26 protein-coding genes are annotated in these 24,973 nt (G+C 52.8%); 19 read left to right on the top strand and 7 right to left on the bottom strand.

Features of this window, described 5'->3' with window-relative positions; translation table 11 throughout:
• The first annotated feature begins 76 nt into the window (after positions 1-76).
• From pdxB to hisP, 15 genes are all read left to right on the top strand, one after another.
• Positions 77-1,213, top strand: coding sequence for a 4-phosphoerythronate dehydrogenase PdxB (gene pdxB, locus O6D90_RS07265; protein WP_016153863.1), 1,137 nt, complete (start codon positions 77-79; stop codon positions 1,211-1,213).
• Positions 1,214-1,280: 67 nt separating this feature from the next.
• Positions 1,281-2,294, top strand: a complete 1,014-nt coding sequence (locus tag O6D90_RS07270; protein ID WP_016157051.1) for an aspartate-semialdehyde dehydrogenase — start codon at positions 1,281-1,283, stop codon at positions 2,292-2,294.
• Positions 2,294-3,106: a tRNA pseudouridine(38-40) synthase TruA gene (gene truA / locus O6D90_RS07275; protein WP_016157050.1), complete on the top strand. Its 813-nt coding sequence runs from the start codon at positions 2,294-2,296 to the stop codon at positions 3,104-3,106. The genes O6D90_RS07270 and truA overlap by 1 nt, the downstream gene beginning before the upstream one ends.
• A 24-nt stretch (positions 3,107-3,130) precedes the next feature.
• The gene (locus O6D90_RS07280; protein ID WP_016153860.1) at positions 3,131-3,790 is read left to right on the top strand and encodes a DedA family protein; all 660 of its coding nucleotides are present in this window, start codon (positions 3,131-3,133) and stop codon (positions 3,788-3,790) included.
• Positions 3,791-3,939: 149 nt separating this feature from the next.
• Entirely contained in the window at positions 3,940-4,854 is a 915-nt protein-coding gene (gene accD / locus O6D90_RS07285; RefSeq protein WP_016153859.1) for an acetyl-CoA carboxylase, carboxyltransferase subunit beta, read from the top strand.
• A gap of 192 nt (positions 4,855-5,046) precedes the next feature.
• The gene (folC, locus tag O6D90_RS07290) at positions 5,047-6,315 is read left to right on the top strand and encodes a bifunctional tetrahydrofolate synthase/dihydrofolate synthase (RefSeq protein ID WP_032931705.1); all 1,269 of its coding nucleotides are present in this window, start codon (positions 5,047-5,049) and stop codon (positions 6,313-6,315) included.
• On the top strand, positions 6,305-6,967 hold the full coding sequence (gene dedD / locus O6D90_RS07295; protein WP_016153857.1) for a cell division protein DedD: 663 nt from the start codon (positions 6,305-6,307) through the stop codon (positions 6,965-6,967). The genes folC and dedD overlap by 11 nt, the downstream gene beginning before the upstream one ends.
• A gap of 221 nt (positions 6,968-7,188) precedes the next feature.
• Positions 7,189-7,677, top strand: coding sequence for a colicin V production protein (cvpA, locus tag O6D90_RS07300; RefSeq protein WP_005129678.1), 489 nt, complete (start codon positions 7,189-7,191; stop codon positions 7,675-7,677).
• Between the two features lie 33 nt (positions 7,678-7,710).
• On the top strand, positions 7,711-9,228 hold the full coding sequence (gene purF, locus O6D90_RS07305; RefSeq protein ID WP_005129677.1) for an amidophosphoribosyltransferase: 1,518 nt from the start codon (positions 7,711-7,713) through the stop codon (positions 9,226-9,228).
• A gap of 95 nt (positions 9,229-9,323) precedes the next feature.
• A complete protein-coding gene (locus O6D90_RS07310) occupies positions 9,324-9,893 on the top strand; it encodes a UbiX family flavin prenyltransferase (RefSeq protein WP_019077299.1) in 570 nt (189 codons plus the stop codon).
• 288 nt (positions 9,894-10,181) lie between these two features.
• Positions 10,182-10,964: a lysine/arginine/ornithine ABC transporter substrate-binding protein ArgT gene (gene argT, locus O6D90_RS07315; protein ID WP_006683634.1), complete on the top strand. Its 783-nt coding sequence runs from the start codon at positions 10,182-10,184 to the stop codon at positions 10,962-10,964.
• A gap of 247 nt (positions 10,965-11,211) precedes the next feature.
• Positions 11,212-11,994: a histidine ABC transporter substrate-binding protein HisJ gene (gene hisJ, locus O6D90_RS07320; protein WP_003028120.1), complete on the top strand. Its 783-nt coding sequence runs from the start codon at positions 11,212-11,214 to the stop codon at positions 11,992-11,994.
• Between the two features lie 186 nt (positions 11,995-12,180).
• Positions 12,181-12,867: a histidine ABC transporter permease HisQ gene (locus O6D90_RS07325; protein WP_016153853.1), complete on the top strand. Its 687-nt coding sequence runs from the start codon at positions 12,181-12,183 to the stop codon at positions 12,865-12,867.
• The gene (gene hisM / locus O6D90_RS07330; RefSeq protein ID WP_003028116.1) at positions 12,864-13,571 is read left to right on the top strand and encodes a histidine ABC transporter permease HisM; all 708 of its coding nucleotides are present in this window, start codon (positions 12,864-12,866) and stop codon (positions 13,569-13,571) included. The genes O6D90_RS07325 and hisM overlap by 4 nt, the downstream gene beginning before the upstream one ends.
• A gap of 13 nt (positions 13,572-13,584) precedes the next feature.
• Positions 13,585-14,358 carry a histidine ABC transporter ATP-binding protein HisP gene (gene hisP / locus O6D90_RS07335; RefSeq protein ID WP_016157047.1) on the top strand — a complete coding sequence of 258 codons (774 nt, stop codon included), beginning with the start codon at positions 13,585-13,587 and terminating at the stop codon, positions 14,356-14,358.
• A gap of 18 nt (positions 14,359-14,376) precedes the next feature.
• Here the strand turns inward: hisP and O6D90_RS07340 are convergent, their stop codons facing one another.
• From O6D90_RS07340 to yfcG, 4 genes are all read right to left on the bottom strand, one after another.
• Positions 14,377-14,907 (bottom strand): GNAT family N-acetyltransferase, encoded by a 531-nt coding sequence (locus tag O6D90_RS07340; protein ID WP_016157046.1) that lies wholly within the window; start codon positions 14,905-14,907, stop codon positions 14,377-14,379.
• Positions 14,908-14,978: 71 nt separating this feature from the next.
• A complete protein-coding gene (locus O6D90_RS07345; protein ID WP_016153850.1) occupies positions 14,979-15,872 on the bottom strand; it encodes a TIGR01777 family oxidoreductase in 894 nt (297 codons plus the stop codon).
• A gap of 20 nt (positions 15,873-15,892) precedes the next feature.
• The gene (gene folX, locus O6D90_RS07350) at positions 15,893-16,255 is read right to left on the bottom strand and encodes a dihydroneopterin triphosphate 2'-epimerase (protein WP_016157045.1); all 363 of its coding nucleotides are present in this window, start codon (positions 16,253-16,255) and stop codon (positions 15,893-15,895) included.
• Positions 16,256-16,309: 54 nt separating this feature from the next.
• Positions 16,310-16,945 (bottom strand): GSH-dependent disulfide bond oxidoreductase, encoded by a 636-nt coding sequence (yfcG, locus tag O6D90_RS07355; RefSeq protein ID WP_016153848.1) that lies wholly within the window; start codon positions 16,943-16,945, stop codon positions 16,310-16,312.
• A 134-nt stretch (positions 16,946-17,079) separates the two neighbouring features.
• Here yfcG and yfcF point away from each other — a divergent pair, with 134 nt between their 5' ends.
• The 3 genes from yfcF to yfcD are packed head-to-tail and all read left to right on the top strand — an operon-like array spanning position 17,080 to position 18,942.
• A complete protein-coding gene (yfcF, locus tag O6D90_RS07360) occupies positions 17,080-17,724 on the top strand; it encodes a glutathione transferase (protein WP_016153847.1) in 645 nt (214 codons plus the stop codon).
• A 55-nt stretch (positions 17,725-17,779) separates the two neighbouring features.
• A complete protein-coding gene (gene yfcE, locus O6D90_RS07365; protein WP_016153846.1) occupies positions 17,780-18,331 on the top strand; it encodes a phosphodiesterase in 552 nt (183 codons plus the stop codon).
• 56 nt (positions 18,332-18,387) lie between these two features.
• Positions 18,388-18,942 (top strand): NUDIX hydrolase YfcD, encoded by a 555-nt coding sequence (gene yfcD, locus O6D90_RS07370; RefSeq protein ID WP_006683645.1) that lies wholly within the window; start codon positions 18,388-18,390, stop codon positions 18,940-18,942.
• A 56-nt stretch (positions 18,943-18,998) separates the two neighbouring features.
• Here yfcD and yfcC read toward each other — a convergent pair whose 3' ends face one another.
• The 3 genes from yfcC to ackA form a co-directional block, all read right to left on the bottom strand.
• Complete coding sequence (gene yfcC, locus O6D90_RS07375; protein WP_016157044.1) at positions 18,999-20,519, bottom strand: putative basic amino acid antiporter YfcC; 1,521 nt, start codon at positions 20,517-20,519, stop codon at positions 18,999-19,001.
• A gap of 200 nt (positions 20,520-20,719) precedes the next feature.
• The gene (gene pta / locus O6D90_RS07380; protein ID WP_016153844.1) at positions 20,720-22,864 is read right to left on the bottom strand and encodes a phosphate acetyltransferase; all 2,145 of its coding nucleotides are present in this window, start codon (positions 22,862-22,864) and stop codon (positions 20,720-20,722) included.
• A gap of 75 nt (positions 22,865-22,939) precedes the next feature.
• Positions 22,940-24,142, bottom strand: a complete 1,203-nt coding sequence (ackA, locus tag O6D90_RS07385) for an acetate kinase (RefSeq protein ID WP_016153843.1) — start codon at positions 24,140-24,142, stop codon at positions 22,940-22,942.
• Between the two features lie 339 nt (positions 24,143-24,481).
• On the opposite strand from ackA, the gene yfbV reads away from it, so the two are divergent.
• Positions 24,482-24,937, top strand: coding sequence for a terminus macrodomain insulation protein YfbV (gene yfbV / locus O6D90_RS07390; RefSeq protein WP_016153842.1), 456 nt, complete (start codon positions 24,482-24,484; stop codon positions 24,935-24,937).
• Positions 24,938-24,973 lie beyond the last annotated feature (36 nt).

The following is a 24,973-nucleotide window of genomic DNA, read 5'->3' on the forward strand; positions in this document are numbered from 1 at the left end:
TCTCGCAGTATGCCTGGCGGCGAGATTATGGCACACTTGCCCGGTTAACTCTCGTTCTCAAACAGGTGCGAAAGACGTGAAAATCCTCGTTGATGAAAATATGCCCTATGCCCGCGAACTGTTCAGTCGTTTGGGGGAGGTCAAAGCGGTTCCCGGTCGCCCGATTCCCGTTGCCGAACTGGATGATGCGGATGCCTTAATGGTGCGCTCGGTGACGAAAGTAAATGAATCACTGCTTAGCGGAAAACCGGTTCAATTTGTCGGCACGGCAACCGCAGGCACGGACCATGTGGATGAAGCATGGCTTGCGCAGTCGAAGATCGGCTTTTCCGCAGCGCCCGGCTGTAACGCGATTGCGGTCGTAGAATATGTTTTTTCAGCGTTGCTGATGCTGGCGGAGCGCGACGGGTTTGCGTTACGCGATCGTACTGTAGGCATCGTAGGCGTGGGCAATGTGGGCGGCCGTTTGCAGGCACGTCTGGAAGCACTGGGGATCCGCACGCTGCTGTGCGATCCGCCGCGAGCCGATCGCGGTGACGAGGGAGATTTCCGCTCGCTCGACGAACTGGTAGAGCAAGCCGATGTGTTGACTTTCCATACGCCGCTGTTTAAAGACGGACCGTACAAAACGCTGCACCTGGCAGATGATGCGCTGATTAGCCGGCTGAAGCCGGGCACCATTGTGATCAACGCCTGCCGCGGGCCGGTCATCGACAATACGGCATTGCTGAACCGATTGAATGCCGGGCAGTCGCTGAGCGTCGTGCTGGATGTCTGGGAAGGGGAGCCGGATCTCAATGTGGCATTGCTGGAGAAAGCCGATATCGGCACGGCGCACATTGCCGGGTATACCCTGGAAGGAAAAGCGCGCGGCACCACGCAGGTCTTTGAGGCTTTTAGCAAGTTTATTGGTCGCGAACAACACGTTGCGCTCAATACCCTGTTACCTGCGCCGGAATTTGGTCGTATCACTCTGCATGGCCCGTTAGATCAGCCAACGCTGAAAAGGCTGGTGCATTTAGTGTATGATGTGCGCCGCGATGATGCGCCGCTGCGTAAAGTCGCTGGAATTCCGGGTGAGTTTGATAAGCTGCGTAAAAATTATCTTGAGCGCCGTGAATGGTCGTCTTTATACGTGATGTGTGACGACGCAACGGCTGCTGCCTTGCTGTGTAAGCTAGGTTTTAACGCTGTTTATCACCCGGCACATTAATGTCTTCTTAATGCTCCCTGTCGAATAATGCGACAGGGACGCTTACGTATTTCTGGAGTAAATCACCATGTCTGAAGGCTGGAATATTGCCATTCTGGGCGCAACGGGCGCCGTAGGCGAAGCCCTGCTCGATACGCTGGCTGAACGCCAGTTCCCGGTCGGTGAAATTTATGCGCTGGCGCGTAATGAAAGCGCAGGTGAGCATCTACGTTTTAACGGTAAATCGGTCCTTGTTCAGGACGTTGTAGACTTTGACTGGACGCAGGCGCAACTGGCATTTTTTGTTGCGGGCGCTGAAGCCACCGCCGCATGGGTGGAAGAAGCGACCAATGCCGGTTGCCTGGTTATCGACAGCAGTGGCCTGTTCGCGCTTGAGCCGGACGTTCCACTGGTGGTTCCGGACGTTAACCCGTTCGTACTGGCGGATTACCGCAACCGCAATGTGATTGCGGTCCCTTCCAGCCTGACCAGCCAACTGCTGTCTGCGCTGAAGCCGCTAATTGATGACGGCGGGCTGTCACGTATTACGGTGACCAATATTATTTCCGCTTCCGCTCACGGTAAAAAAGCCGTAGATGCGCTTGCCGGACAGAGCGCGAAACTACTGAACGGCATCCCGATTGACGATGACGATTTCTTTGGCCGTCAGCTGGCGTTCAACATGCTGCCGCTGCTGCCGGATCGCGAAGGTAGCGTGCGCGAAGAGCGCCGTATCGTCGATGAAGTGCGCAAAATTATGCAGGACGACGGGCTGCTTATCTCCGCCAGCATCGTGCAGTCGCCGGTATTTTATGGCCACGCACAGATGGTGAATTTTGAAGCTCTGCGTCCGTTGGCGGCGGAAGAAGCACGTGATGCGTTTTCACGCGGTGAGGACGTAGTGTTGTCAGAAGAGACCTATATCCCGACGCAGGTTGGCGATGCGTCAGGTACTCCGCACCTTTCAGTTGGCTGTGTGCATAACGATTACGGGATGCCGGAACAGGTTCAGTTCTGGTCTGTGGCAGACAACGTACGCTTTGGTGGCGCGTTGATGGCGGTAAAAATTGCGGAAAAACTGGTGCAGGAGTACCTGTACTAATGTCTGACCTGCAACAGCCGTCAACCCATAAAATTGCGCTGGGCATTGAGTATGACGGCAGCAAATATTATGGCTGGCAGCGCCAGAACGAAGTGCGTAGCGTTCAGGAAAAACTGGAAAAAGCGCTCTCTCAGGTGGCGAATGAACGCATCACTGTCTTTTGTGCGGGACGCACGGATGCGGGCGTTCATGGCACAGGGCAGGTCGTGCACTTTGAAACGACTGCCCAGCGTAAAGATGCAGCCTGGACACTGGGGGTAAATGCGAATTTACCTGGTGACATCGCTGTGCGCTGGGTGAAAGCTGTACCCGATGATTTCCATGCCCGATTTAGCGCCACGGCTCGCCGTTATCGCTACATCATCTACAATCATCGGTTGCGCCCTGCGGTTTTAGGTAAAGGGGTAACCCATTACTATGAACCGCTGGACGCTGAGCGTATGCATCGTGCGGCCCAGTGTTTGATTGGCGAAAATGATTTTACTTCGTTTCGGGCGGTGCAGTGTCAGTCGCGCACACCGTGGCGTAACGTGATGCACATTAACGTTGAACGTTTTGGTGCATATGTGGTGGTGGATATTAAAGCGAATGCCTTTGTACATCATATGGTCAGGAATATTGTCGGCAGCCTGATGGAAGTAGGCGCCAACAACCAGCCGGAGAGCTGGATAGCAGAACTGCTAGCGGCGAAGGACAGAACGCTGGCAGCGGCAACGGCGAAAGCGGAAGGACTGTATCTGGTTGCAGTAGATTACCCGGAACGGTTCGACCTGCCAAAACCGCCTATGGGCCCGCTATTTCTGGCGGACTAATTTGAGTCGTATAAAGGCAAAACTATGGACCTGATTTACTTTCTTATCGATTTTATCCTGCACATTGATGTGCATCTGGCGGAGCTGGTTGCGGAATACGGTATCTGGGTATACGCGATTCTGTTTCTGATCCTGTTCTGCGAAACCGGGCTGGTGGTGACGCCGTTCCTGCCGGGAGACTCGCTGCTGTTTGTCGCTGGCGCGCTTTCTGCGCTGCCAACTAACGATCTCAATGTTCATCTGATGGTGATGTTGATGATTGTGGCGGCGATTATCGGCGATGCGGTGAACTACACGATTGGCCGTTTGTTCGGTGAAAAACTCTTCAGTAACCCGAACTCTAAAATTTTCCGTCGCAGTTACCTGGATAAAACCCATGCGTTCTACGAGCGTCATGGCGGCAAAACGATTATCCTCGCGCGTTTCGTACCTATCGTGCGTACATTTGCACCGTTTGTTGCCGGTATGGGACACATGTCCTACCGTCATTTTGCGATGTATAACGTCGCAGGCGCGCTGCTGTGGGTATTGCTGTTCACCTATGCAGGCTATCTGTTCGGCGATCTGCCGATCGTTCAGGAAAACCTGAAATTACTGATTGTGGCGATCATCGTCCTTTCCGTATTGCCGGGCATAATTGAAGTGATTCGCCATAAACGCGCTGCGTCACGGGCTGCAAAATAGAAAGTAACTCAGCGGTTCGACCACTTTTTTATCCAAAGTTTCGGGCTGTTATGTTTTAATGTGCAACATTCATGGTCTGTTAGGGGCAAAAATGGCATTATGCGCCCCTTATAACAAAGCTGACTAGGGTTCAGGCAGAAAGGTCACCAATGAGCTGGATTGAACGAATTAAAAGCAACATTACTCCCACCCGCAAGGCAAGCATTCCTGAAGGGGTGTGGACCAAGTGTGATAGCTGCGGTCAGGTTTTATACCGTGCTGAGCTGGAACGTAATCTTGAGGTCTGTCCGAAGTGTGACCATCATATGCGCATGTCGGCGCGCAATCGCCTGCATAGCCTGTTAGATGAAGGTTCTCTTGTGGAACTGGGTAGCGAGCTTGAGCCGAAAGATGTGCTGAAGTTTCGTGACTCCAAAAAGTACAAAGACAGACTGGCTTCTGCGCAGAAAGAAACCGGCGAGAAAGATGCGCTGGTGGTAATGAAAGGCACGCTGCACGGTATGCCGGTCGTTGCTGCTGCATTCGAGTTCGCGTTTATGGGCGGCTCCATGGGCTCTGTGGTCGGCGCGCGTTTTGTCCGTGCCGTTGAGCAGGCGCTGGAAGATAACTGTCCGCTGATCTGCTTCTCCGCTTCTGGCGGGGCGCGTATGCAGGAAGCGCTGATGTCTCTGATGCAGATGGCGAAAACCTCTGCTGCGCTGGCGAAAATGCAGGAACGCGGTTTACCGTATATTTCTGTACTGACCGATCCAACAATGGGCGGTGTTTCTGCTAGCTTCGCGATGCTGGGCGATCTCAACATTGCAGAACCGAAAGCACTGATCGGCTTTGCTGGTCCGCGTGTTATCGAGCAAACCGTACGTGAGAAACTGCCGCCGGGATTCCAGCGTAGTGAGTTCCTGATTGAAAAAGGCGCTATCGATATGATCGTCCGCCGTCCGGAAATGCGCCTGAAACTGGCAAGCATTCTGGCGAAGCTGATGAATCTTCCTACGCCGAATCCGGATGAGCCGCGTGAAGGCGAGGTGGTACCTCCGGTTCCCGATCAGGAATCAGAGGCCTGATAGTTTACTCTATGGGTTTCGGGTTGCAGGCAGGCGATAAGAGAGTTGATCCCGATGAGCTTACACAGGTAAGTGATTCGGGTGAGCGAGCACAGCCAACGCATCTGCAACGTGAAAAACAACGTGTAAAAAAGGGCAGGCCGGTTGGTGCTGCCCTTTTGCTTTTCTCAACGTAAAGAATCTACAGCCATCATGGACAATAAACGTATTCCTCAAGCCGCGTCGCCCCTGGCATCGTGGCTTTCTTATCTGGAAAACCTGCACAGTAAAACCATCGATCTCGGCCTGGAACGCGTAAGTCAGGTGGCGCGCAAACTGGGTGTGTTGAAACCCGCGCCATTTGTTTTTACGGTGGCGGGAACCAACGGGAAAGGCACAACCTGCCGTACGTTGGAATCTGTGCTGACCGCAGCAGGTTATAAAGTTGGCGTTTACAGTTCGCCGCATCTGGTACGCTACACGGAACGCGTACGCGTGCAGGGGCGTGAACTGCCGGAATCAGCGCATACCGCCTCGTTTGCTGAGATTGAAGACGCGCGTGGCGACATTTCCCTGACCTACTTTGAATACGGTACCTTATCGGCGCTCTGGTTGTTTAAACAGGCCCAACTGGATGTCGTCATCCTGGAAGTTGGGTTAGGCGGTCGCCTTGACGCGACCAATATCGTGGATGCCGATGTTGCGGTGGTCACCAGCATTGCGCTTGACCATACTGACTGGCTGGGCCCGGATCGCGAAAGCATTGGTCGTGAGAAGGCGGGAATTTTCCGTGCAGAGAAACCGGCTATCGTCGGCGAGCCGGAAATGCCCTACACCATCGCCGATGTTGCGCAAGAGAGCGGGGCGATTTTGCAACGCTGCGGCGTGGACTGGCGCTATGTGGTCACGGAGAACGACTGGTCCTTTACGGACGATCACGGCACGTTGGCGCACCTGCCGTTGCCGCAGGTCCCACAACCTAACGCCGCGACCGCACTGGCAGCACTGCGCGCAAGCGGGCTGAACGTCAGCGAGCAGGCCATTCGTGACGGTATTGAACAGGCGATTTTACCGGGGCGCTTCCAGATTGTGAGCGAGTCGCCGCGGGTGATTTTTGATGTTGCCCATAACCCGCATGCGGCGGAGTATCTGACCGGCCGTCTGAAAAAATTAGTGAAAAGCGGGCGTGTACTTGCGGTTATCGGTATGCTACATGATAAAGATATTGCCGGTACGTTAGCCTGGTTAAAAAGCGTGGTTGACGCCTGGTACTGTGCGCCCCTGGAAGGGCCGCGTGGTGCTACTGCAGAACAACTGCTGGAGCATCTGGGCAAAGGCTACGCCTATGACAGCGTGGCGCAGGCATGGTCTGCGGCGCTAGCTGAGGCGAAGCCAGAAGATACCGTGTTGGTGTGTGGATCGTTTCACACTGTCGCACATGTCATGGAAGTGATAGACGTGGGGAGAAGCGGTGGCGAGTAAGTTTCAGAATCGATTAGTCGGCACAATTGTGCTGGTCGCGCTGGGGGTGATTGTGCTCCCCGGGCTGCTTGACGGGCAGAAAAAGCATTATCAGGATGAGTTTGCGGCGATCCCGCTGGTGCCGAAACCCGGCGATCGCGATGAACCAGACATGATGCCTGCAGCCACGCAGGCGCTGCCGACGCAGCCACCGGAAGGGGCGGCTGAAGAGGTGCGCGCGGGCGATGCTGCCGCGCCATCGTTGGATCCGTCACGTTTGACGACGGCAAACAGCGCGGAGTTAGATCCTGTCCCCGCGCCTGTAGAACAGCCGAAACCCAAACCGAAGCCGCAGCCGGTTGCCGTCGCTCCGACGCCAGCACCGGCTCCAGCGCCGAAACCGGCCGCGGTGGAACCGCCAGCGCCAACCGGCAAAGCGTACGTTGTACAGCTCGGTGCGCTGAAAAATGCGGATAAGGTCAATGAGATCGTGGGTAAACTTCGTGGCGCGGGCTTCCGGGTATATACTTCCCCGTCAACGCCGGTGCAGGGTAAAATAACCCGTATTCTCGTAGGACCTGACGCCTCCAAAGATAAGCTGAAGAACTCGCTGGGCGAGCTGCAGAAGATCTCCGGTCTGAGTGGCGTAGTGATGGGGTACACCCCTAATTAAGGGATTGCGCTGTTCACGGCGTTGCTCTTAATTCAGGCCGGATAGGGCGTTTTTACCGCTATCCGGCAGTGCCCGAAGAGGCATAAAACGGTATGGCGTTGAAGATTTTTTCAGCGCCATTTTTATTTACGCGTGGAAAGGAAATCCCTACGCAAACGTTTTCTTTTTCTGTTAGAATGCGCCCCGAACAGGACGACAGGGCGTTAAATCGTGGGACACTTATGGTCTGGATTGATTACGCCATTATCGCGGTGATTGGTTTTTCCTGTCTGGTTAGCCTGATCCGTGGCTTTGTTCGTGAAGCATTATCGTTGGTGACTTGGGGTTGTGCTTTCTTTGTCGCCAGCCATTACTACACTTACCTGTCTGTCTGGTTTACGGGCTTTGAAGACGAACTCGTTCGAAATGGGATTGCTATCGCGATACTGTTTATCGCGACACTTATCGTCGGCGCTATCGTTAACTTTGTGATAGGCCAACTGGTAGAGAAAACAGGCCTGTCGGGTACCGACAGGGTGTTGGGGATCTGCTTTGGTGCTCTGCGAGGAGCGCTGATCGTCGCCGCCATACTGTTCTTTCTCGATACCTTTACCGGTCTGTCGAAAAGTGAAGACTGGAGCAAGTCGCAGCTGATCCCGCAGTTCAGTTTCATCATCAGATGGTTCTTTGACTATCTGCAAAGCTCGTCAAGTTTCTTGCCCAAAGTATAAACTTTGGGTTGTTGCTGAACGAGGAAAAGACGTATGTGCGGTATTGTCGGTATCGCCGGTGTTATGCCGGTAAACCAGTCGATTTATGACGCGTTAACGGTGCTCCAGCATCGTGGTCAGGATGCCGCAGGCATCATCACCATTGATGCCAACAACTGCTTCCGCTTGCGTAAAGCAAACGGAATGGTGAGCGATATTTTTGAAGCGCGCCATATGCAGCGTTTGCAGGGCAATATGGGCATCGGTCATGTGCGTTACCCAACGGCTGGCAGCTCCAGCGCCTCCGAAGCTCAACCTTTTTACGTCAACTCACCGTATGGCATCACGCTTGCCCATAATGGCAACCTGACCAATGCGCATGAGCTGCGTAAAAAGCTGTTTGAAGAAAAGCGCCGCCACATCAATACCACTTCAGACTCTGAAATTTTGCTGAATATTTTCGCCAGCGAGCTGGATAACTTCCGCCATTATCCGCTGGAAGCCGATAATATTTTTGCTGCTATTGCGGCAACCAACCGCCAGATCCGCGGCGCCTATGCCTGCGTGGCGATGATTATCGGCCACGGTATGGTTGCTTTCCGCGATCCTAACGGTATCCGTCCGCTGGTACTGGGTAAACGCGATATCGGGGATGGTCGTACCGAGTATATGGTGGCCTCCGAGAGCGTGGCGCTGGATACGCTGGGCTTTGAATTCCTGCGCGATGTTGCACCTGGCGAAGCGGTGTATATCACCGAAAAAGGTCAGCTGTTTACTCGCCAGTGTGCCGATAACCCGGTCAGCAATCCGTGCCTGTTTGAATACGTTTACTTCGCACGTCCTGACTCCTTTATCGACAAGATTTCCGTCTACAGCGCCCGTGTAAATATGGGGACCAAGCTTGGCGAAAAAATTGCTCGCGAGTGGGAAGATCTGGACATTGACGTGGTGATCCCGATTCCGGAAACCTCCTGCGATATCGCGCTGGAAATTGCCCGTATTCTCGGTAAGCCGTACCGTCAGGGTTTTGTGAAAAACCGCTACGTGGGCCGTACCTTTATCATGCCCGGCCAGCAGCTGCGCCGTAAATCCGTGCGCCGTAAGCTGAACGCCAACCGTGCGGAATTCCGTGATAAAAACGTGCTGCTGGTGGATGACTCCATCGTGCGCGGTACCACCTCGGAACAGATTATCGAGATGGCGCGTGAAGCCGGAGCGAAGAAAGTGTATCTGGCCTCTGCGGCCCCGGAAATTCGCTTCCCGAACGTTTATGGTATCGATATGCCTACGGCGACGGAGCTGATTGCTCATGGTCGCGAAGTGGACGAGATTCGCCAGATAATCGGTGCAGACGGTCTTATCTTCCAGGATCTGAACGATCTGATTGAAGCGGTCCGCGCTGAGAACCCGGATATTCAGCAGTTTGAATGTTCAGTGTTTAACGGCGTGTACGTCACCAAAGACGTCGACCAGCAATATCTCGATTTCCTTGACTCCCTGCGTAATGACGATGCCAAAGCAATTTTGCGTCAGAACGAAGCGGAAAACCTCGAGATGCATAACGAAGGGTAATGTTCTGTTGCAGGTCAGGACACATAGAGTGGACTGACTTGCAACTGCGCATAAAAACCTGCAAAGTCAGCCCTGAAGCAAGTAAGGGCGAAAAAATGAAACGACTCATTGTAGGGATTAGCGGTGCCAGTGGCGCGATTTATGGCGTGCGCCTGCTGCAGGTTTTGCGTGACGTTACTGATGTGGAAACCCATCTGGTGATGAGTGCTGCTGCCCGACAGACGCTGGCGCTGGAAACAGACCTCTCTGTACGCGACGTGCAGGCACTGGCGAATGTAAATCACGATACGCGCGATATCGCCGCCAGTATCTCTTCCGGCTCTTTTCAGACCGCCGGAATGGTAATATTACCTTGTTCAATCAAAACGCTTTCAGGCATCGTCCACAGTTACACCGATGGGCTGCTTACCCGTGCGGCAGACGTGGTGTTGAAAGAACGCCGCCCGCTGGTGCTGTGCGTGCGTGAAACGCCCCTGCATCTGGGGCATCTGCGACTGATGACGCAGGCGGCAGAAATTGGCGCGGTGATTATGCCGCCAGTCCCGGCATTCTATCATCGCCCGCAAACGCTAGATGATGTGATTAATCAAACGGTTAACCGCGTGCTCGACCAGTTTGATATCTCCCTTCCACAGGATCTGTTCACCCGCTGGCAAGGGGCGTAAAACCGTTCCATCAGCGTGCAAAGAAACATCCGTTGCCCTGTTTCAGGGCAATTTTGTAACCGCGATCATATCCTCAACATTTAATTCGTTAAAACTCAACGAAACGCTGCGGTTCAACCGTCAGACCTGCTATCTTCAAAATCAGGACATTATTGCAACGTTTTATTAACATATTTAACGTCGAATATCCTCATCGACGCGAAAATGGCATAAGACCTGCATGAAAAAGTCTGCAAACACACAACACAACGTAAAACATAATAAAATTACGCCACTTGAGGGTTATGTATGAAGAAGACGGTTCTTGCTTTGTCTTTGCTGGTAGGACTCTCCGCCACCGCGGCCAGCTACGCAGCACTTCCGCAGACGGTTCGTATTGGTACAGATACAACGTACGCACCTTTTTCCTCTAAAGATGCCAAAGGCGACTTTGTCGGCTTTGATATCGATCTGGGAAATGAGATGTGTAAGCGCATGCAGATCAAATGTACCTGGGTAGCCAGCGACTTTGATGCGCTGATCCCGTCGCTGAAAGCGAAAAAAATTGATGCCATCATCTCCTCGCTTTCAATCACTGAGAAGCGTCAGCAAGAGATTGCGTTCTCAGACAAGCTTTACGCAGCAGACTCACGTCTGATCGCCGCGAAAGGTTCCCCAATTCAACCGACTCTTGATTCCCTCAAAGGTAAACATGTTGGCGTACTGCAAGGCTCGACTCAGGAAGCCTATGCTAATGACAACTGGCGCAGCAAAGGCGTAGATGTGGTGGCCTATGCGAACCAGGACCTTATCTATTCTGACCTGACAGCGGGTCGTCTGGACGCGGCGTTGCAGGATGAAGTCGCGGCCAGCGAAGGCTTCCTGAAGCAGCCTGCCGGTAAGGACTACGCTTTTGCTGGTCCGTCGGTGAAAGATAAAAAATACTTTGGTGACGGCACCGGGATTGGCTTGCGCAAAGATGATGCAGAGCTGAAAGCTGCTTTCGATAAAGCGCTGGGCGAACTGCGCAAAGACGGCACCTACGACAAAATGGCGAGCAAGTATTTTAACTTCAATGTCTACGGCGATTAATACGCCGCAACGGGGAATGGACTGCACCATTGCGGGTAACCATTACGGTGCATAATAAATTCAGTGCACTGTTTTGGTGCTTTTGTCGCTGTCTTAATAAGCATGAGTGCATACTTAAGCGCTTTTCATGCAAATAAATACCGCCGACAGGGTAGAATGCTTTGCCTTGTCGGCCCGATTAATGGCACGATAACTGCACCTGGTCCTGTAAAGATCCCCTATAAAAGACAGTCTGTTGAGGATAATTATGAAAAAACTGGTGTTGTCTCTTTCTCTGGTCCTGGCTTTCTCCAGTGCTACCGCAGCATTTGCAGCCATTCCGCAAAAAATTCGTATCGGTACCGATCCTACTTATGCGCCGTTCGAATCGAAAAATGCACAGGGTGAATTAGTCGGTTTTGATATCGATCTGGCTAAAGAGCTGTGCAAACGTATCAATACACAATGTACCTTCGTGGAAAACCCGCTGGACGCGCTTATCCCTTCGTTAAAAGCGAAGAAAATCGATGCGATTATGTCCTCGCTTTCCATCACTGAAAAACGTCAGCAGGAAATCGCCTTTACCGACAAGCTTTATGCAGCCGACTCGCGTCTGGTTGTCGCTAAAGATTCTGCTATTCAGCCAACCATTGAGTCGCTGAAAGGTAAACGTGTTGGCGTGCTGCAGGGCACGACTCAGGAAACCTTCGGCAACGAGCACTGGGCGCCAAAAGGCATTGAAATTGTCTCTTATCAGGGGCAAGACAATATCTATTCTGACCTGACTGCCGGGCGTATTGATGCTGCATTCCAGGATGAAGTCGCGGCCAGCGAAGGCTTCCTGAAACAGCCGGTCGGTAAAGATTACAAATTCGGCGGCCCATCTGTAAAAGATGAGAAGTTATTCGGCGTAGGTACCGGTATGGGGCTGCGCAAAGATGATAACGAACTGCGCGAAGCACTGAACAAAGCCTTTGCCGAGATGCGAGCTGATGGTACTTACGAGAAGCTGGCGAAAAAGTACTTCGATTTTGATGTTTACGGCGGTTAATCACCGCAGGTGCTGATAAAGCCCGTAGATTTTTGACGTGTTGAATTTATGCCTGATGGCGCTGTGCGTATCCGGTCTACAGCGATTTTGTAGGCCGGATAAGGCAAAGTCGCCATCTCGCATTTAACAGTTTGTCTGAAATCAAAAGAGGCTTATTACTCCACCACACACGACAGGACAGGCAGCATGTTGTATGGCTTTTCAGGTGTTATTTTACAGGGCGCAATTGTTACGCTGGAGCTGGCACTTAGCTCGGTGGTACTGGCGGTTCTGATAGGCCTTGTCGGCGCGGCAGCTAAGCTGTCGCAAAGCCGGGCGCTGGCGCTTATTTTCGAAGGGTACACAACGCTTATCCGCGGCGTGCCCGATCTGGTCTTAATGCTGCTCATCTTTTACGGATTACAAATCGCGCTGAATACCCTTACCGATGCAATCGGTATCAGCCAGATTGATATCGATCCGATGGTCGCGGGTATTATTACGCTCGGGTTTATCTACGGAGCCTATTTTACCGAAACATTTCGTGGCGCATTTATGGCCGTGCCCAAAGGACATATTGAAGCCGCGACGGCATTCGGTTTTACCAGTTCACAAATATTTCGCCGCATTATGTTCCCGGCGATGATGCGCTATGCCTTACCGGGAATTGGCAACAACTGGCAGGTCATTCTTAAGGCCACGGCGCTGGTATCGTTGCTCGGCCTGGAAGACGTGGTGAAAGCCACTCAGCTTGCCGGAAAAAGTACCTGGGAGCCGTTCTATTTTGCCGTAGTGTGCGGGGTCATCTATCTGGTGTTTACCACTGTTTCTAATGGTGTGCTGCTGTACCTTGAGCGCCGCTATTCCGTGGGTGTGAAGAGGGCTGACCTGTGATTGAGATTATTCAGGAATACTGGAAGTCCCTGCTGTGGACCGACGGATATCGCTACACCGGCGTGGCTATCACCCTGTGGCTTCTGATTTCGTCGGTGGTGATGGGCGGGATACTGGCGCTGTTTTTGGCAATTGGTCGTGTTTCCAGTAATAAATTTATCCAGTTTCCCATCTGGCTGTTCACCTATATTTTTCGTGGGACGCCGCTGTACGTCCAGTTGCTGGTGTTTTATTCCGGGATGTATACGCTGGAGATAGTCAAAGGCACGGACTTCCTCAACGCGTTTTTCCGCAGTGGGCTAAATTGCACCGTGCTGGCGCTGACGCTGAATACCTGCGCCTATACCACGGAGATTTTCGCCGGGGCTATTCGTTCCGTACCCCATGGTGAGATTGAAGCCGCGCGCGCTTACGGTTTCTCGTCGTTTAAACTGTATCGCTGCATTATTTTGCCTTCCGCGCTGCGTATTGCGCTGCCGGCTTACAGCAATGAAGTTATTTTAATGCTGCACTCCACGGCGCTGGCATTTACCGCAACGGTGCCTGATTTGTTGAAAATCGCCCGCGATATCAACTCGGCAACGTATCAGCCGTTTACCGCCTTCGGTATTGCCGCTGTTCTGTATTTGATTATTTCGTATGTCCTGATCAGTCTGTTCCGTAAAGCGGAAAAACGCTGGTTGCAGCATGTATCCTCTAAATGATTCGAGTAACACGATGTCTGAAAATAAATTAAACGTTATCGATTTACATAAGCACTACGGCGAACATGAAGTGCTGAAAGGGGTATCGCTGCAGGCCAATGCGGGTGATGTTATCAGTATTATTGGCTCGTCAGGTTCCGGTAAAAGTACCTTCCTGCGCTGCATTAACTTTCTCGAGAAACCGAGCGCGGGGTCGATTGTCGTCAGTGGTCAGAACATTGGTCTGGTACGCGACAAAGACGGCCAGCTTAAGGTTGCAGACAAAAATCAGCTGCGCTTGCTGCGCACGCGACTGACGATGGTCTTTCAGCACTTTAATCTGTGGAGCCACATGACGGTGCTGGAAAACGTGATGGAAGCGCCGATCCAGGTATTGGGGCTGAGCAAGCATGAAGCTCGCGAACGTGCGGTGAAGTATCTGGCGAAAGTGGGTATTGATGAGCGCGCTCAGGGCAAATATCCGGTGCATCTGTCCGGTGGTCAGCAGCAGCGTGTCTCCATTGCTCGTGCGCTGGCGATGGAACCGGAAGTGTTACTGTTTGATGAACCCACGTCGGCGCTTGACCCGGAGCTGGTGGGCGAAGTGCTGCGCATTATGCAACAACTGGCCGAAGAGGGAAAAACCATGGTGGTCGTGACCCACGAAATGGGGTTTGCCCGTCATGTCTCCACGCACGTGATTTTCCTGCATCAAGGGAAGATTGAAGAAGAGGGCGATCCGGAGCAGGTATTTGGTAATCCGCAAAGCCCGCGTTTGCAGCAGTTCCTCAAAGGTTCGTTGAAGTAAGTCACCTGCCCGGAGGCGCTACGCTTTCCGGGCCTGGGATTTTAGCGCGTCGCACTCCAGACGATAAACCCAGTCGTCGTAGGCGATACCATCAATCTCATACGCCTTTTCCAGCACCTGCGTACGCACGAACCCCGTTTTTTCCAGAATCCGTATTGAGCCCTTATTATCCGCCAGTGCGTAAGCATTTATCGCCGTGACCGCCGCGTGCTCGAAGGCGTACTGGCACACCGCGCGTACGGCTTCGCTGGCAATACCTTTCCCCTGCGCCTGTGGCATGATGGCGTAGCCGAGGTCGGCTTCGTGCGGGTAGAGATGGCTGATTTGCAGACCAATATCGCCGAGCGGCGTCGGGTTGTTGTGCTCGCGGATGACAAAAGTGTGCTGTGCGGCAAGGCGTCTGGCGAATAACAGACGCGTATCTTTCGCCGGGGCGATGTTGCCCATATAGCGCATGACTTCAGGACATTCACGTAGTTTCTGGAAAAATGACCAGTCAGAAAACTGAAACAAAGAGAGGGTAAGTCGGGGAGTCGAAATTATCGCCATAACGTCGCCATTGCAGAAATCTGGCCTATAACCTTACCACCACAACGGCGACCGTGAATAGCGCTTAGGGGTTATCGGATGACATCCGCCAGCGCTTCTTCTAAATCGTACCAGCGAAACGCGAAACCGGACGCTTCCAGGCGTTTTGGCAACGCTCGCTGTCCGCCGAGAACCAGCACCGAAGATTCGCCCATCAGCAACCGCATTGCGGTGGCGGGAACGCGCAGAATGGCAGGGCGGTTCAGAGCGTGGCCCAGCGCGTGGGCAAACTGCTCATTGTGCACCGGGTACGGTGAAACCATATTGAAGGGACCGCGCAGATCGTTATCCAGCAGCCAGAGAATTCCGTTGACCATATCATCAATATGGATCCAGGCCATATACTGGCGTCCGTTGCCAATTGGTCCGCCTAAGCCAAGACGAAACGGCGGAACCATTTTCGCCAGAATGCCGCCAGCAGAGGCCAGTACCACGCCGGTGCGCAGCATACACACGCGGGTTTTGTCGCTTTGCGCGGTGCTGGCAATCTGCTCCCAGCGGGCGCACAGCTTATGGGTAAATTCGTTATGTGGCGGCTCTTCTTCTGTGACCACTACTTCGCCTAAATCGCCGTAGTAACCGGTAGCGGAACCGGAAATTAGCACTGCGGGCGGTGTCTCGCTGGCATTGATTAAATCGACCAGCTTCTGCGTGATGACCCAGCGGCTCTGACACAGGCGTTCCTTTTGCTGGGCACTCCAGCGCTTGTCCGCAATCGGCTCTCCGGCAAGGTTAATGACGGCATCAATGTCATTGAGATTTTGCCGCTCTTCCAGCCCTTTGGACAGCGTAACCCGGGAGTCGAGAATCTGACGAGCCTTATCAGGAGAACGGGTCACTACGGTTATCTGATGCCCCAGCTCCAGCAAGCGGGGGATCAGATGACGTCCAATCAGGCCAGTACCGCCGGTAATCAGAATCTGCATGTCGCCTCCCGGGTTATGTTTTAGCGCTGCCAGCTCAGCGTCATAGAGACTGAGTCGGCGTAACGTAATGCGTGAAGTTTATCTATCTCTACTTGAGCATAAGTGACCCAGTGATGTTCGCGTGCGATATCGAGCACATCTTGAGTTAATTTTTCTAACAATGAGAAGCGGTTACCCTCCACGTGGGCAATGATGCTCTTGGTGATAGTGCGATAATTCAGCGCGTCGTTGATATCTTCGCTGGTACGGGCTTTGTCTGCCGGATAGTGAATGGCAATGTTGATGACGACATCCTGGCGGTTAAGGATCTCCTCTTCTTTGATGCCGATAAAAGTGCGCAGACGAAGGTTTTTTATACGAATAATTGCGTCAGGTTGTGACATTGCAGGTTTCCTCCATGTATGAACCTTTGCATGATACACGAGAACCGAATCGCGTCACCGCTTCTCACTTTGTGCTTGTTGCATGGCGCGTTCCGTTGCGGGACGTGTACGGATGCGTTCATGCCAGTTGTTGACCGCCGGGTAGTTGTCGAGGTCGATGCGCTGACGCTGATGAGCATGGATCCACGGCCAGCAGGCAATGTCGGCAATGCTGTAGTGATCGCCTCCCAGCCAGGGGGACGTTTCCAGACGTTTATTCATCACGTTGTACAGGCGCTGGGTTTCAACCTGGTATCTTTCAATGGCGTAGGGAATCGTTTGTGGTGCGTAGTGGCTAAAATGATGATTCTGACCGAGCATGGGTCCGAGGCCGCTGACCTGCCAGAACAACCACTGCAGAGTAGTGTGGCGTTCACGTAACTCACCGCTCAGCAGCTTACCGCTCTTTTCTGCCAGATAGAGTAAAATTTCTCCGGACTCAAACAGGCTGATGGGCTTTCCGCCGTCTACCGGGGCACTGTCGATAATGGCCGGGATTTTATTGTTTGGTGAGATTTGCAGAAAATCAGGGTGAAACTGGCTACCTTTGCTGATATCGACATGAATCAGACGGTATTGCAGCTGCGCCTCTTCAAGAAACAGCGTGATTTTGTGACCGTTTGGCGATGGAGTGTAATAGAGATCGATCATTTTCAGCGTCCGTTTTGTCATGAACCGGGTCATAACAAGTATAGAGCCTGTTGGCGTGCGTGAGTTTTCATCAAGTGACAGTGAGAGAAAGACTCTATATTTTGAAGGCAAGCCAATACATTTCAGAGGACATTATGAGCAAATCTGCAATTACGCTGTGGTCAGATGCCAATTTTTTCTCCCCTTACGTGCTGTCTGTTTATGTCGCTCTGCAAGAGAAAGGACTGCCTTTTACGCTGAAAACCGTTGATCTCAACAGCGGCGAACACTTGCAACCTTCATGGCAAGGGTATGCGTTAACGCGGCGCGTACCGGTGCTTGAAATCGACGGTTTCGAGCTGAGCGAATCATCAGCGATAACTGAGTTCCTGGAAGAGAGCTTTGCACCACCGCAGTGGGAGCGTATCTACCCACACGATGTGCAAAAGCGCGCGCGGGCGCGCCAGGTTCAGGCGTGGATCCGCAGCGATCTGATGCCTATCCGTGAAGAACGCTCAACGGACGTAGTTTTTGCTGGCGTGAAGAAAGGTCCGTTAAGCGAAGCGGGAAAAGTCAGTGCGGAGAAATTGTTCGCCACTGCGAGCCATTTATTGAGCCACGGGAAGCAGAATTTATTTGGCGAATGGTGTATTGCCGACTGCGATTTAGCGCTAATGCTGAATCGTCTGGTCCTTAACGGCGATGAGGTTCCCGAAGCGCTTGCAGAATATGCCGCCTTCCAGTGGCAGCGCGCTTCAGTCCAGCGTTTTATCGCGCTTTCAGCGAAGCGTTCCTGCTGAAAAACGGGGCGTAATCCAGTATCATTACAAAGTACTTTTCAACGAGGAGTGAGTGATGAAACTGATGTTCGCATCGGACATTCATGGTTCGTTGCCAGCCACGGAACGCGTACTTGAACGGTTTGCCGCAAGCGGTGCGCAATGGCTGGTGATATTGGGTGATGTTTTAAACCACGGACCGCGTAATGCGCTCCCGGAAGGCTATGCGCCTGCGCAGGTTGCTGAGCGGTTGAATGCGCTGGCAGCGCGGATTATCGCGGTGCGTGGCAATTGTGACAGCGAAGTGGATCAGATGCTTCTGCATTTTCCGATGACCGCGCCGTGGCAGCAAATTCTGACAGAAAACCAGCGACTCTTTTTGACGCACGGGCATCTTTTTGGTCCGCAAAATATGCCGGCACTCAACGTGGGAGATGTGCTGGTTTATGGGCATACACATTTGCCCGTCGCTGAGCGTCAAGGGGATGTTTACCACTTCAATCCCGGCTCGGTAAGCATCCCGAAAGGGGGCTTTGCGGCAAGTTACGGGATTCTGGATGATAATGTTCTCAGCGTAATGGCACTCAATGATCAAAGTGTTATTGCACAGGTCGAGATTAATCCGTAATTTACCCCACAAACATAAACGCGCCGTAAGAGCGCAAGAAAAAAGAAGGTTTCCTGATGGTGGAACAGCGTCGTTTGGCAAGTACGGAATGGGTGGATATTGTGAATGAAGACAACGAAGTCATTGCACAATCCAGCCGGGAACAAATGCGGGCGCAACGCTTACGCCATCGTGCAACGTATATCGTCGTGCATGATGGTATGGGCAAAATTCTGGTTCAGCGTCGTACTGAGACAAAAGATTTTTTGCCCGGCATGCTGGATGCCACCGCTGGCGGTGTTGTGCAGGCTGACGAGCAACTACTGGATTCAGCGCGCCGTGAAGCGGAAGAGGAACTGGGGATTGCGGGCGTGCCGTTTGCCGAGCATGGGCAGTTTTATTTTGAAGACCAGAACTGTCGCGTATGGGGCGGGCTGTTTAGCTGTGTTTCCCACGGACCGTTTGCGCTTCAGGAAGAAGAGGTTAGTGAAGTTTGCTGGCTGACGCCGGAAGAAATTACCGCGCGCTGCGACGAATTTACGCCGGACTCACTGAAAGCCCTGGCGCTGTGGATGACCCGCAACGCTAAGAATGAAGGGGCGAAAGCCGAAAAGCAGGAAGAAGCTGAGTAAAATCTGCTCATCCGGCCTACAGCGTCGAGAAATCGTGTAGGCCGGGCAATCGTTTTTTAATGGTAACCCATTATCTGCGCGCCAATTACCACCACGCTGGACATAATAAACAGCAGTCCCAACAGCGTGGCGCCTACCTTCAGCCAGTTACGAAAATCCACCCGACACACGCCTAACGTTGCCATCAGCGATGCCGATGTAGGATAGATAATATGACTGAATCCGTCGCCAAACTGGAAGGCCAGTACGGTGACCTGACGGTTTACGCCAACCAGATCGCCTAAGGGTGCTAATAACGGCATGGTCAATGCAGCCTGACCAGAGCCGGAAGTAACGAAGAAATTAAACACTGCCTGGAACAGCAGCATAAACCACGCCGCGATGGCGTTATCCAGCCCGCTGATGCCGTTGGCAATGCTGTGCAGCAGCGTGTTCAACACGCTGGCTTCACCCGCCTCTCCATTACCGACCAGCAGTAATATGCCCTTGGCAAAACCGACCAGCAGGGCAGGGGCAATCATCATTCGTGCGCCTTCAGTGAATGAGGAGGCCATGATGTTGACCGTCATGCCGTTGAGACGAAAGACCACGCCGATGATGCCAATTACCAGGCCCATGGTGAAGAACTGACTGGCGATCTCAGGAATAAACCACGCGTTGACGATCACGCCCCAGACAACCCAAATCATTACCGCAGTCAGCACCAGCAGCACCAGCCAGTCGCCCAGCGTGAAGCGTCGTTCCACAACGTCGTCCTGCTGTTCGCGAAAGAAACGGTCGGATTCATGTACCCGGGACAAAAGCGGATTCTTTTTGATGCGCGCCGCATAGGCCAGCGTGAAGGTCAGACCTATCAGGGTCGCAACCACCCACACAATGATACGCAGACCGGAACCAGAGAGTACCGGCACGCCCGCAATCCCCTGCGCGACGACCACGCAGAACGGGTTCATCCATGAGCTGGCGAATCCAATTTGAGTCGCAATATAGGTGACCAGAACGGTGGTGATACTGTCGTAACCTAACCGTACCATTAACGGTGCGATAATAATGGCAAAGGCGACCGCCTCTTCCCCCATGCCAAACACCGCGCCGCCTAATGAGAAGAGAACAAACAGCACCGGGATAAACAGGACTTCGTTTCCTCGCGTATGGCGGATGAGCGCCAGGATGCCGTTATCGATGGTTCCGGTACGCATAACGATGCCGAATGCGCCGCCAATCACCAGCATAAACATAATAATGCCGACGGCAGTGCCGAATTTAGAGCCGGAGGTTAACCCTTCAAACGGAAAATTCATTAGGCCCGGGCGCTCATCACCGGTGGTGAAAAACTGCACCCGGTGATACTGCTCTTCGCCCGCGTCGTTGGTCAGAATTCGAAAAGAGTGGGGGTCGACCACCTTACGGGTTTTGGTTTGTCCATCAACCTGATACTGCACTTCCTGACTGTCGAACATCCCGACGGGAACAACCCATGTCGCCAGACTGGTTAAAATGGCAACGAAAAAAATAATCACCAACGTATCGGGCATCGCCCATTTTTTAGCTGGCTGTGTTTCTGTTACTGCTGACATGAAAGACTATCCCTGTTGCAATGCAAAAGAGGATAAGTATGCAAACAGGAGAATAGTTATTCATTGATGCAGCGCATCCTGGCAAATGTTTCAGAATATGCCAACGGGAAAAACAGGTATAAAAAAACCGGAAATATAAGCTATTTCCGGTTTAATAAGCAGAAGTGTTGCCGGATAAGACATCCGGCACACTCGACAGATTACTGCTGCTGTTGGGAAGACTGGATCGCGGTCAGAGCGATGGTGTAGACGATGTCGTCAACCAGTGCGCCACGAGACAGGTCGTTCACAGGCTTGCGCATACCCTGCAGCATTGGCCCGATGGAGATCAGGTCGGCAGAACGCTGTACCGCTTTGTAGGTGGTGTTACCGGTGTTCAGATCCGGGAAGATGAACACGGTAGCACGACCTGCAACCGGAGAGTTCGGCGCTTTGGATTTTGCTACGTCAGCCATAACCGCGGCGTCATACTGCAGCGGACCGTCGATCATCAGGTCAGGACGTTTTTCCTGCGCCAGACGCGTGGCTTCACGAACTTTTTCTACGTCGCTACCTGCACCAGAAGTACCGGTGGAGTAGGAGAGCATTGCTACACGCGGTTCGATACCGAAAGCAATGGCGGATTCAGCGGACTGAATCGCGATTTCTGCCAGTTGCTCTGCAGTCGGATCCGGGTTGATCGCGCAGTCGCCGTATACGTAAACCTGATCCGGCAGCAGCATGAAGAACACGGAAGACACCAGGGAACTACCCGGTGCAGTTTTGATCAGCTGCAGCGGCGGACGGATGGTGTTCGCGGTGGTATGAACTGCACCAGAAACCAGACCGTCAACGTCGTCCTGTTCCAGCATCAGGGTACCGAGAACCACGTTGTCTTCCAGCTGTTCGCGGGCAACGGTTTCGGTCATACCTTTGTTTTTACGCAGTTCGACCAGGCGAGCAACGTAGCTTTCGCGAACCACATCTGGATCAACGATTTCTACGCCAGCGCCCAGCTCAACGCCCTGAGAGGCCGCAACGCGGGTGATCTCATCCGGGTTGCCCAGCAGTACGCAGGTTGCGATACCGCGTTCAGCACAGATAGCCGCCGCTTTAACGGTACGCGGCTCGTCACCTTCCGGCAGAACAACGCGCTTGCCGGCTTTACGTGCCAGCTCGGTCAGCTGATAACGGAACGCTGGCGGAGACAGACGACGGCTGCGCTCAGAGGTCGCGGTCAGGGATTCAATCCAGTCAGCGTTGATGTAGTTAGCAACGTATTCCTGAACTTTCTCAATACGTTCGTGATCGTCAACCGGAACTTCCAGGTTGAAGCTCTGCAGGCTCAGAGAGGTCTGCCAGGTGTTGGTGTTCACCATGAATACCGGCAGGCCGGTTTCAAATGCACGTTCGCACAGTTTAGTGATACGCGCGTCCATTTCGTAGCCGCCAGTCAGCAGCAGGGCACCGATTTCCACGCCGTTCATGGCTGCCAGGCATGCTGCAACCAGCACGTCAGGACGATCGGCGGAAGTCACCAGCAGAGAACCGGCACGGAAGTGCTCCAGCATGTGCGGAATGCTGCGTGCGCAGAAAGTCACAGACTTCACGCGACGGGTATTAATATCACCTTCGTTAACGATAGTGGCGTTCAGATGACGCGCCATATCGATTGCACGCGTTGCGATCAGATCGAAGCTCCATGGCACCGCGCCCAGAACCGGCAGCGGGCTGGATTCTTGCAGTTTAGCCGGATCAACTTTGATCACTTTCGCTTTGGAAGAGTCGTCGAAAATCTCGGACAGATCCGGGCGAGTACGGCCCTGCTCATCAACCGGTGCGTTCAGTTTGTTAACGATTACGCCGGTGATGTTGGTGTTTTTCGCGCCGCCGAAGCTGCTGCGAGTCAGTTCAATACGCTCGTTCAGCTGTTCCGGGGTATCGGTACCCTGAGACATTACGAAGACGATTTCAGCGTTCAGCGTTTTCGCGATTTCGTAGTTCAGAGACTGCGCGAACTGATGTTTACGGGTTGGGACCAGGCCTTCAACCAGTACAACTTCAGCGTCTTTAGTGTTCGCGTGGTAGTTCGCGATGATCTCTTCCATCAGCACATCTTTCTGATTGCTGGACAACAGAGATTCAACGTGGCTCATCTTCAGCGGCTCAGCGGCTGGCAGAGAAGAGTTAGCACGGACGATGCTGGTAGTCTGGTCTGGCGCATCGCCACCGGCACGCGGTTGAGAGATCGGCTTGAAGACGCTCAGACGAACGCCTTTGCGTTCCATTGCGCGGATCACGCCAAGGCTGACGCTGGTCAGACCGACGCTGGTTCCGGTAGGGATCAGCATAATAATACGGGACACGGTTTATCCTCTTTCGTTACCGTCGATGTAGACGGGTTACAAAACAGCACCGCCAGCTAGGCTGGCGGTGTGAAATCAGGCAGTCAGACGGCTCGCGTCTTGCGCGATAACCAGTTCTTCGTTGGTTGGGATAACCACCGCAGGACGGGTACCTTCTTTGTTGATGAAACCAGATTTGCCGAAACGTGCGGCCAGGTTACGTTCGTGGTCAACTTCAAAGCCCAGAACGCCCAGTTTGCCCAGAGACAGTTCACGAACCATCGCTGCGTTTTCACCGATACCACCGGTGAAGACAACTGCATCCAGACGACCATCCATCAGCGCAGTGTAAGAACCGATGTATTTCGCCAGACGGTGACAGTAAACGTCCATTGCACGTTTAGCGTCTTCTTTAGTCGCGTAGTTATCTTCAACATAACGGCAGTCGCTGGTGACTTCGGTCAGACCCAGCAGGCCGGACTCTTTGGTCAGCATTTTGTTGATCTGGTCAACGCTCATGCCCAGGGTGTCGTGCAGGTGGAAGATGATCGCCGGGTCGATGTCACCGGAACGCGTACCCATCACCAGACCTTCCAGCGGGGTCAGACCCATGGAGGTATCAACACATTTACCGTTACGGATAGCAGAAACAGAACCGCCGTTGCCCAGGTGGCAAGTGATGATGTTCAACTCATCAACCGGTTTGTTCAGAATTTTTGCCGCTTCCTGAGTCACGAAGAAGTGGCTGGTACCGTGCGCGCCGTAACGACGAACACCGTGTTCTTTGTACAGGCTGTATGGCAGAGCATAGAGGTAAGACTCTTCCGGCATGGTCTGATGGAACGCGGTGTCGAACACAGCCACGTTTTTGTCTTTCAGATTCGGGAAGGATTTCAGCGCTTCTGCGATACCGATCAGGTGTGCAGGGTTATGCAGCGGTGCAAAAGAGGCTGCGTCTTTGATACCCTGAATAACGGAATCGTCGATAACCACAGAGCCGGTGTATTTCTCGCCGCCGTGAACAACACGGTGACCAATCGCAGTCAGCTGAGCAGACAGTTCTGGTTTTTGTGCCAGAATAGTATTAACGATAAAATTCAGCGCTTCACTGTGAGCGGCGCCTGCACCTAAAGCCGCTTCTTGTTTACCGCCGTCCATTTTCCACTTGATACGTGCTTCTGGGAGATGGAAACATTCGGCTAAACCAGAGAGGTATTCTTCACCGTTTACTGCATCGATGATGGCAAATTTCAGTGAGGAGCTACCGCAGTTCAGAACCAGTACTAACTTACTCGACATGGAAGTACCTATTTATGATACGTGGCTAAAAAAACGTCAGGAAGTCATAGAGCGTAGCGCATGATGACACCGACGTTTATGATTAACATCATGCGCCATAGTCTTTTTGGGCACGATGGAATAAATACCTTTGAGTCTATGTCATTTTGCGTATTTTTCAGCCAATGGCATACTATGTGTCAATTTGACGACTCAATGATTTTGGACTAAAGGCCTTACAGGCCGGCACAGGATACCTGAATGTGGGTATCAAAGACAAAATGTTTTGAACGATGTCCCTTGTAGTTGTTGTTTTGCACAAATTTTTTAATTTTTATATGTGAAGTTGAGGTAACCGCCATGTCGACACCGGATAATCGTTCCGTCAATTTTTTTAGCTTGTTTCGCCGGGGGCAGCACTATGCGAAGACGTGGCCAATGGAAAAGCGCCTCGCGCCTGTGTTTGTAGAGAACCGCGTAATCCGCATGACGCGTTACGCGATCCGTTTTATGCCGCCTATCGCCGTCTTCACCTTATGCTGGCAAATTGCGTTAGGGGGGCAGTTGGGACCGGCCGTGGCGACTGCGCTGTTTGCGCTCAGCCTGCCGATGCAGGGCATGTGGTGGCTGGGTAAACGTTCTGTAACGCCGCTGCCGCCTTCAATACTCAACTGGTTCTACGAAGTTCGGGGTAAATTGCAAGAAGCCGGGCAGGCGCTCACTCCGGTAGAAGGAAAGCCTGATTATCAGGCGCTGGCTGACACGCTTAAGCGCGCCTTCAAACAACTGGATAAAACTTTCCTTGATGATTTGTAATTGACCCCTGATTACGCATATAAAAGAAGGCACAAG

Source organism: Citrobacter sp. 21OH12SH02A-Citro, from assembly GCF_027919895.1.
Taxonomy (GTDB): domain Bacteria; phylum Pseudomonadota; class Gammaproteobacteria; order Enterobacterales; family Enterobacteriaceae; genus Citrobacter; species Citrobacter braakii.

Bases quoted from the DNA above. Each gene is read 5' to 3' on its own strand.
- O6D90_RS07270 (WP_016157051.1), top strand. From the start codon at position 1,281: ATGTCTGAAGGCTGGAATATTGCCATTCTGGGCGCAACGGGCGCCGTA.
- truA (WP_016157050.1), top strand. From the start codon at position 2,294: ATGTCTGACCTGCAACAGCCGTCAACCCATAAAATTGCGCTGGGCATT.
- O6D90_RS07280 (WP_016153860.1), top strand. From the start codon at position 3,131: ATGGACCTGATTTACTTTCTTATCGATTTTATCCTGCACATTGATGTG.
- accD (WP_016153859.1), top strand. From the start codon at position 3,940: ATGAGCTGGATTGAACGAATTAAAAGCAACATTACTCCCACCCGCAAG.
- folC (WP_032931705.1), top strand. From the start codon at position 5,047: ATGGACAATAAACGTATTCCTCAAGCCGCGTCGCCCCTGGCATCGTGG.
- cvpA (WP_005129678.1), top strand. From the start codon at position 7,189: ATGGTCTGGATTGATTACGCCATTATCGCGGTGATTGGTTTTTCCTGT.
- purF (WP_005129677.1), top strand. From the start codon at position 7,711: ATGTGCGGTATTGTCGGTATCGCCGGTGTTATGCCGGTAAACCAGTCG.
- O6D90_RS07310 (WP_019077299.1), top strand. From the start codon at position 9,324: ATGAAACGACTCATTGTAGGGATTAGCGGTGCCAGTGGCGCGATTTAT.
- argT (WP_006683634.1), top strand. From the start codon at position 10,182: ATGAAGAAGACGGTTCTTGCTTTGTCTTTGCTGGTAGGACTCTCCGCC.
- hisJ (WP_003028120.1), top strand. From the start codon at position 11,212: ATGAAAAAACTGGTGTTGTCTCTTTCTCTGGTCCTGGCTTTCTCCAGT.
- O6D90_RS07325 (WP_016153853.1), top strand. From the start codon at position 12,181: ATGTTGTATGGCTTTTCAGGTGTTATTTTACAGGGCGCAATTGTTACG.
- hisP (WP_016157047.1), top strand. From the start codon at position 13,585: ATGTCTGAAAATAAATTAAACGTTATCGATTTACATAAGCACTACGGC.
- O6D90_RS07340 (WP_016157046.1), bottom strand. From the start codon at position 14,907: ATGGCGATAATTTCGACTCCCCGACTTACCCTCTCTTTGTTTCAGTTT.
- O6D90_RS07345 (WP_016153850.1), bottom strand. From the start codon at position 15,872: ATGCAGATTCTGATTACCGGCGGTACTGGCCTGATTGGACGTCATCTG.
- folX (WP_016157045.1), bottom strand. From the start codon at position 16,255: ATGTCACAACCTGACGCAATTATTCGTATAAAAAACCTTCGTCTGCGC.
- yfcG (WP_016153848.1), bottom strand. From the start codon at position 16,945: ATGATCGATCTCTATTACACTCCATCGCCAAACGGTCACAAAATCACG.
- yfcF (WP_016153847.1), top strand. From the start codon at position 17,080: ATGAGCAAATCTGCAATTACGCTGTGGTCAGATGCCAATTTTTTCTCC.
- yfcE (WP_016153846.1), top strand. From the start codon at position 17,780: ATGAAACTGATGTTCGCATCGGACATTCATGGTTCGTTGCCAGCCACG.
- yfcD (WP_006683645.1), top strand. From the start codon at position 18,388: ATGGTGGAACAGCGTCGTTTGGCAAGTACGGAATGGGTGGATATTGTG.
- yfcC (WP_016157044.1), bottom strand. From the start codon at position 20,519: ATGTCAGCAGTAACAGAAACACAGCCAGCTAAAAAATGGGCGATGCCC.
- ackA (WP_016153843.1), bottom strand. From the start codon at position 24,142: ATGTCGAGTAAGTTAGTACTGGTTCTGAACTGCGGTAGCTCCTCACTG.
- yfbV (WP_016153842.1), top strand. From the start codon at position 24,482: ATGTCGACACCGGATAATCGTTCCGTCAATTTTTTTAGCTTGTTTCGC.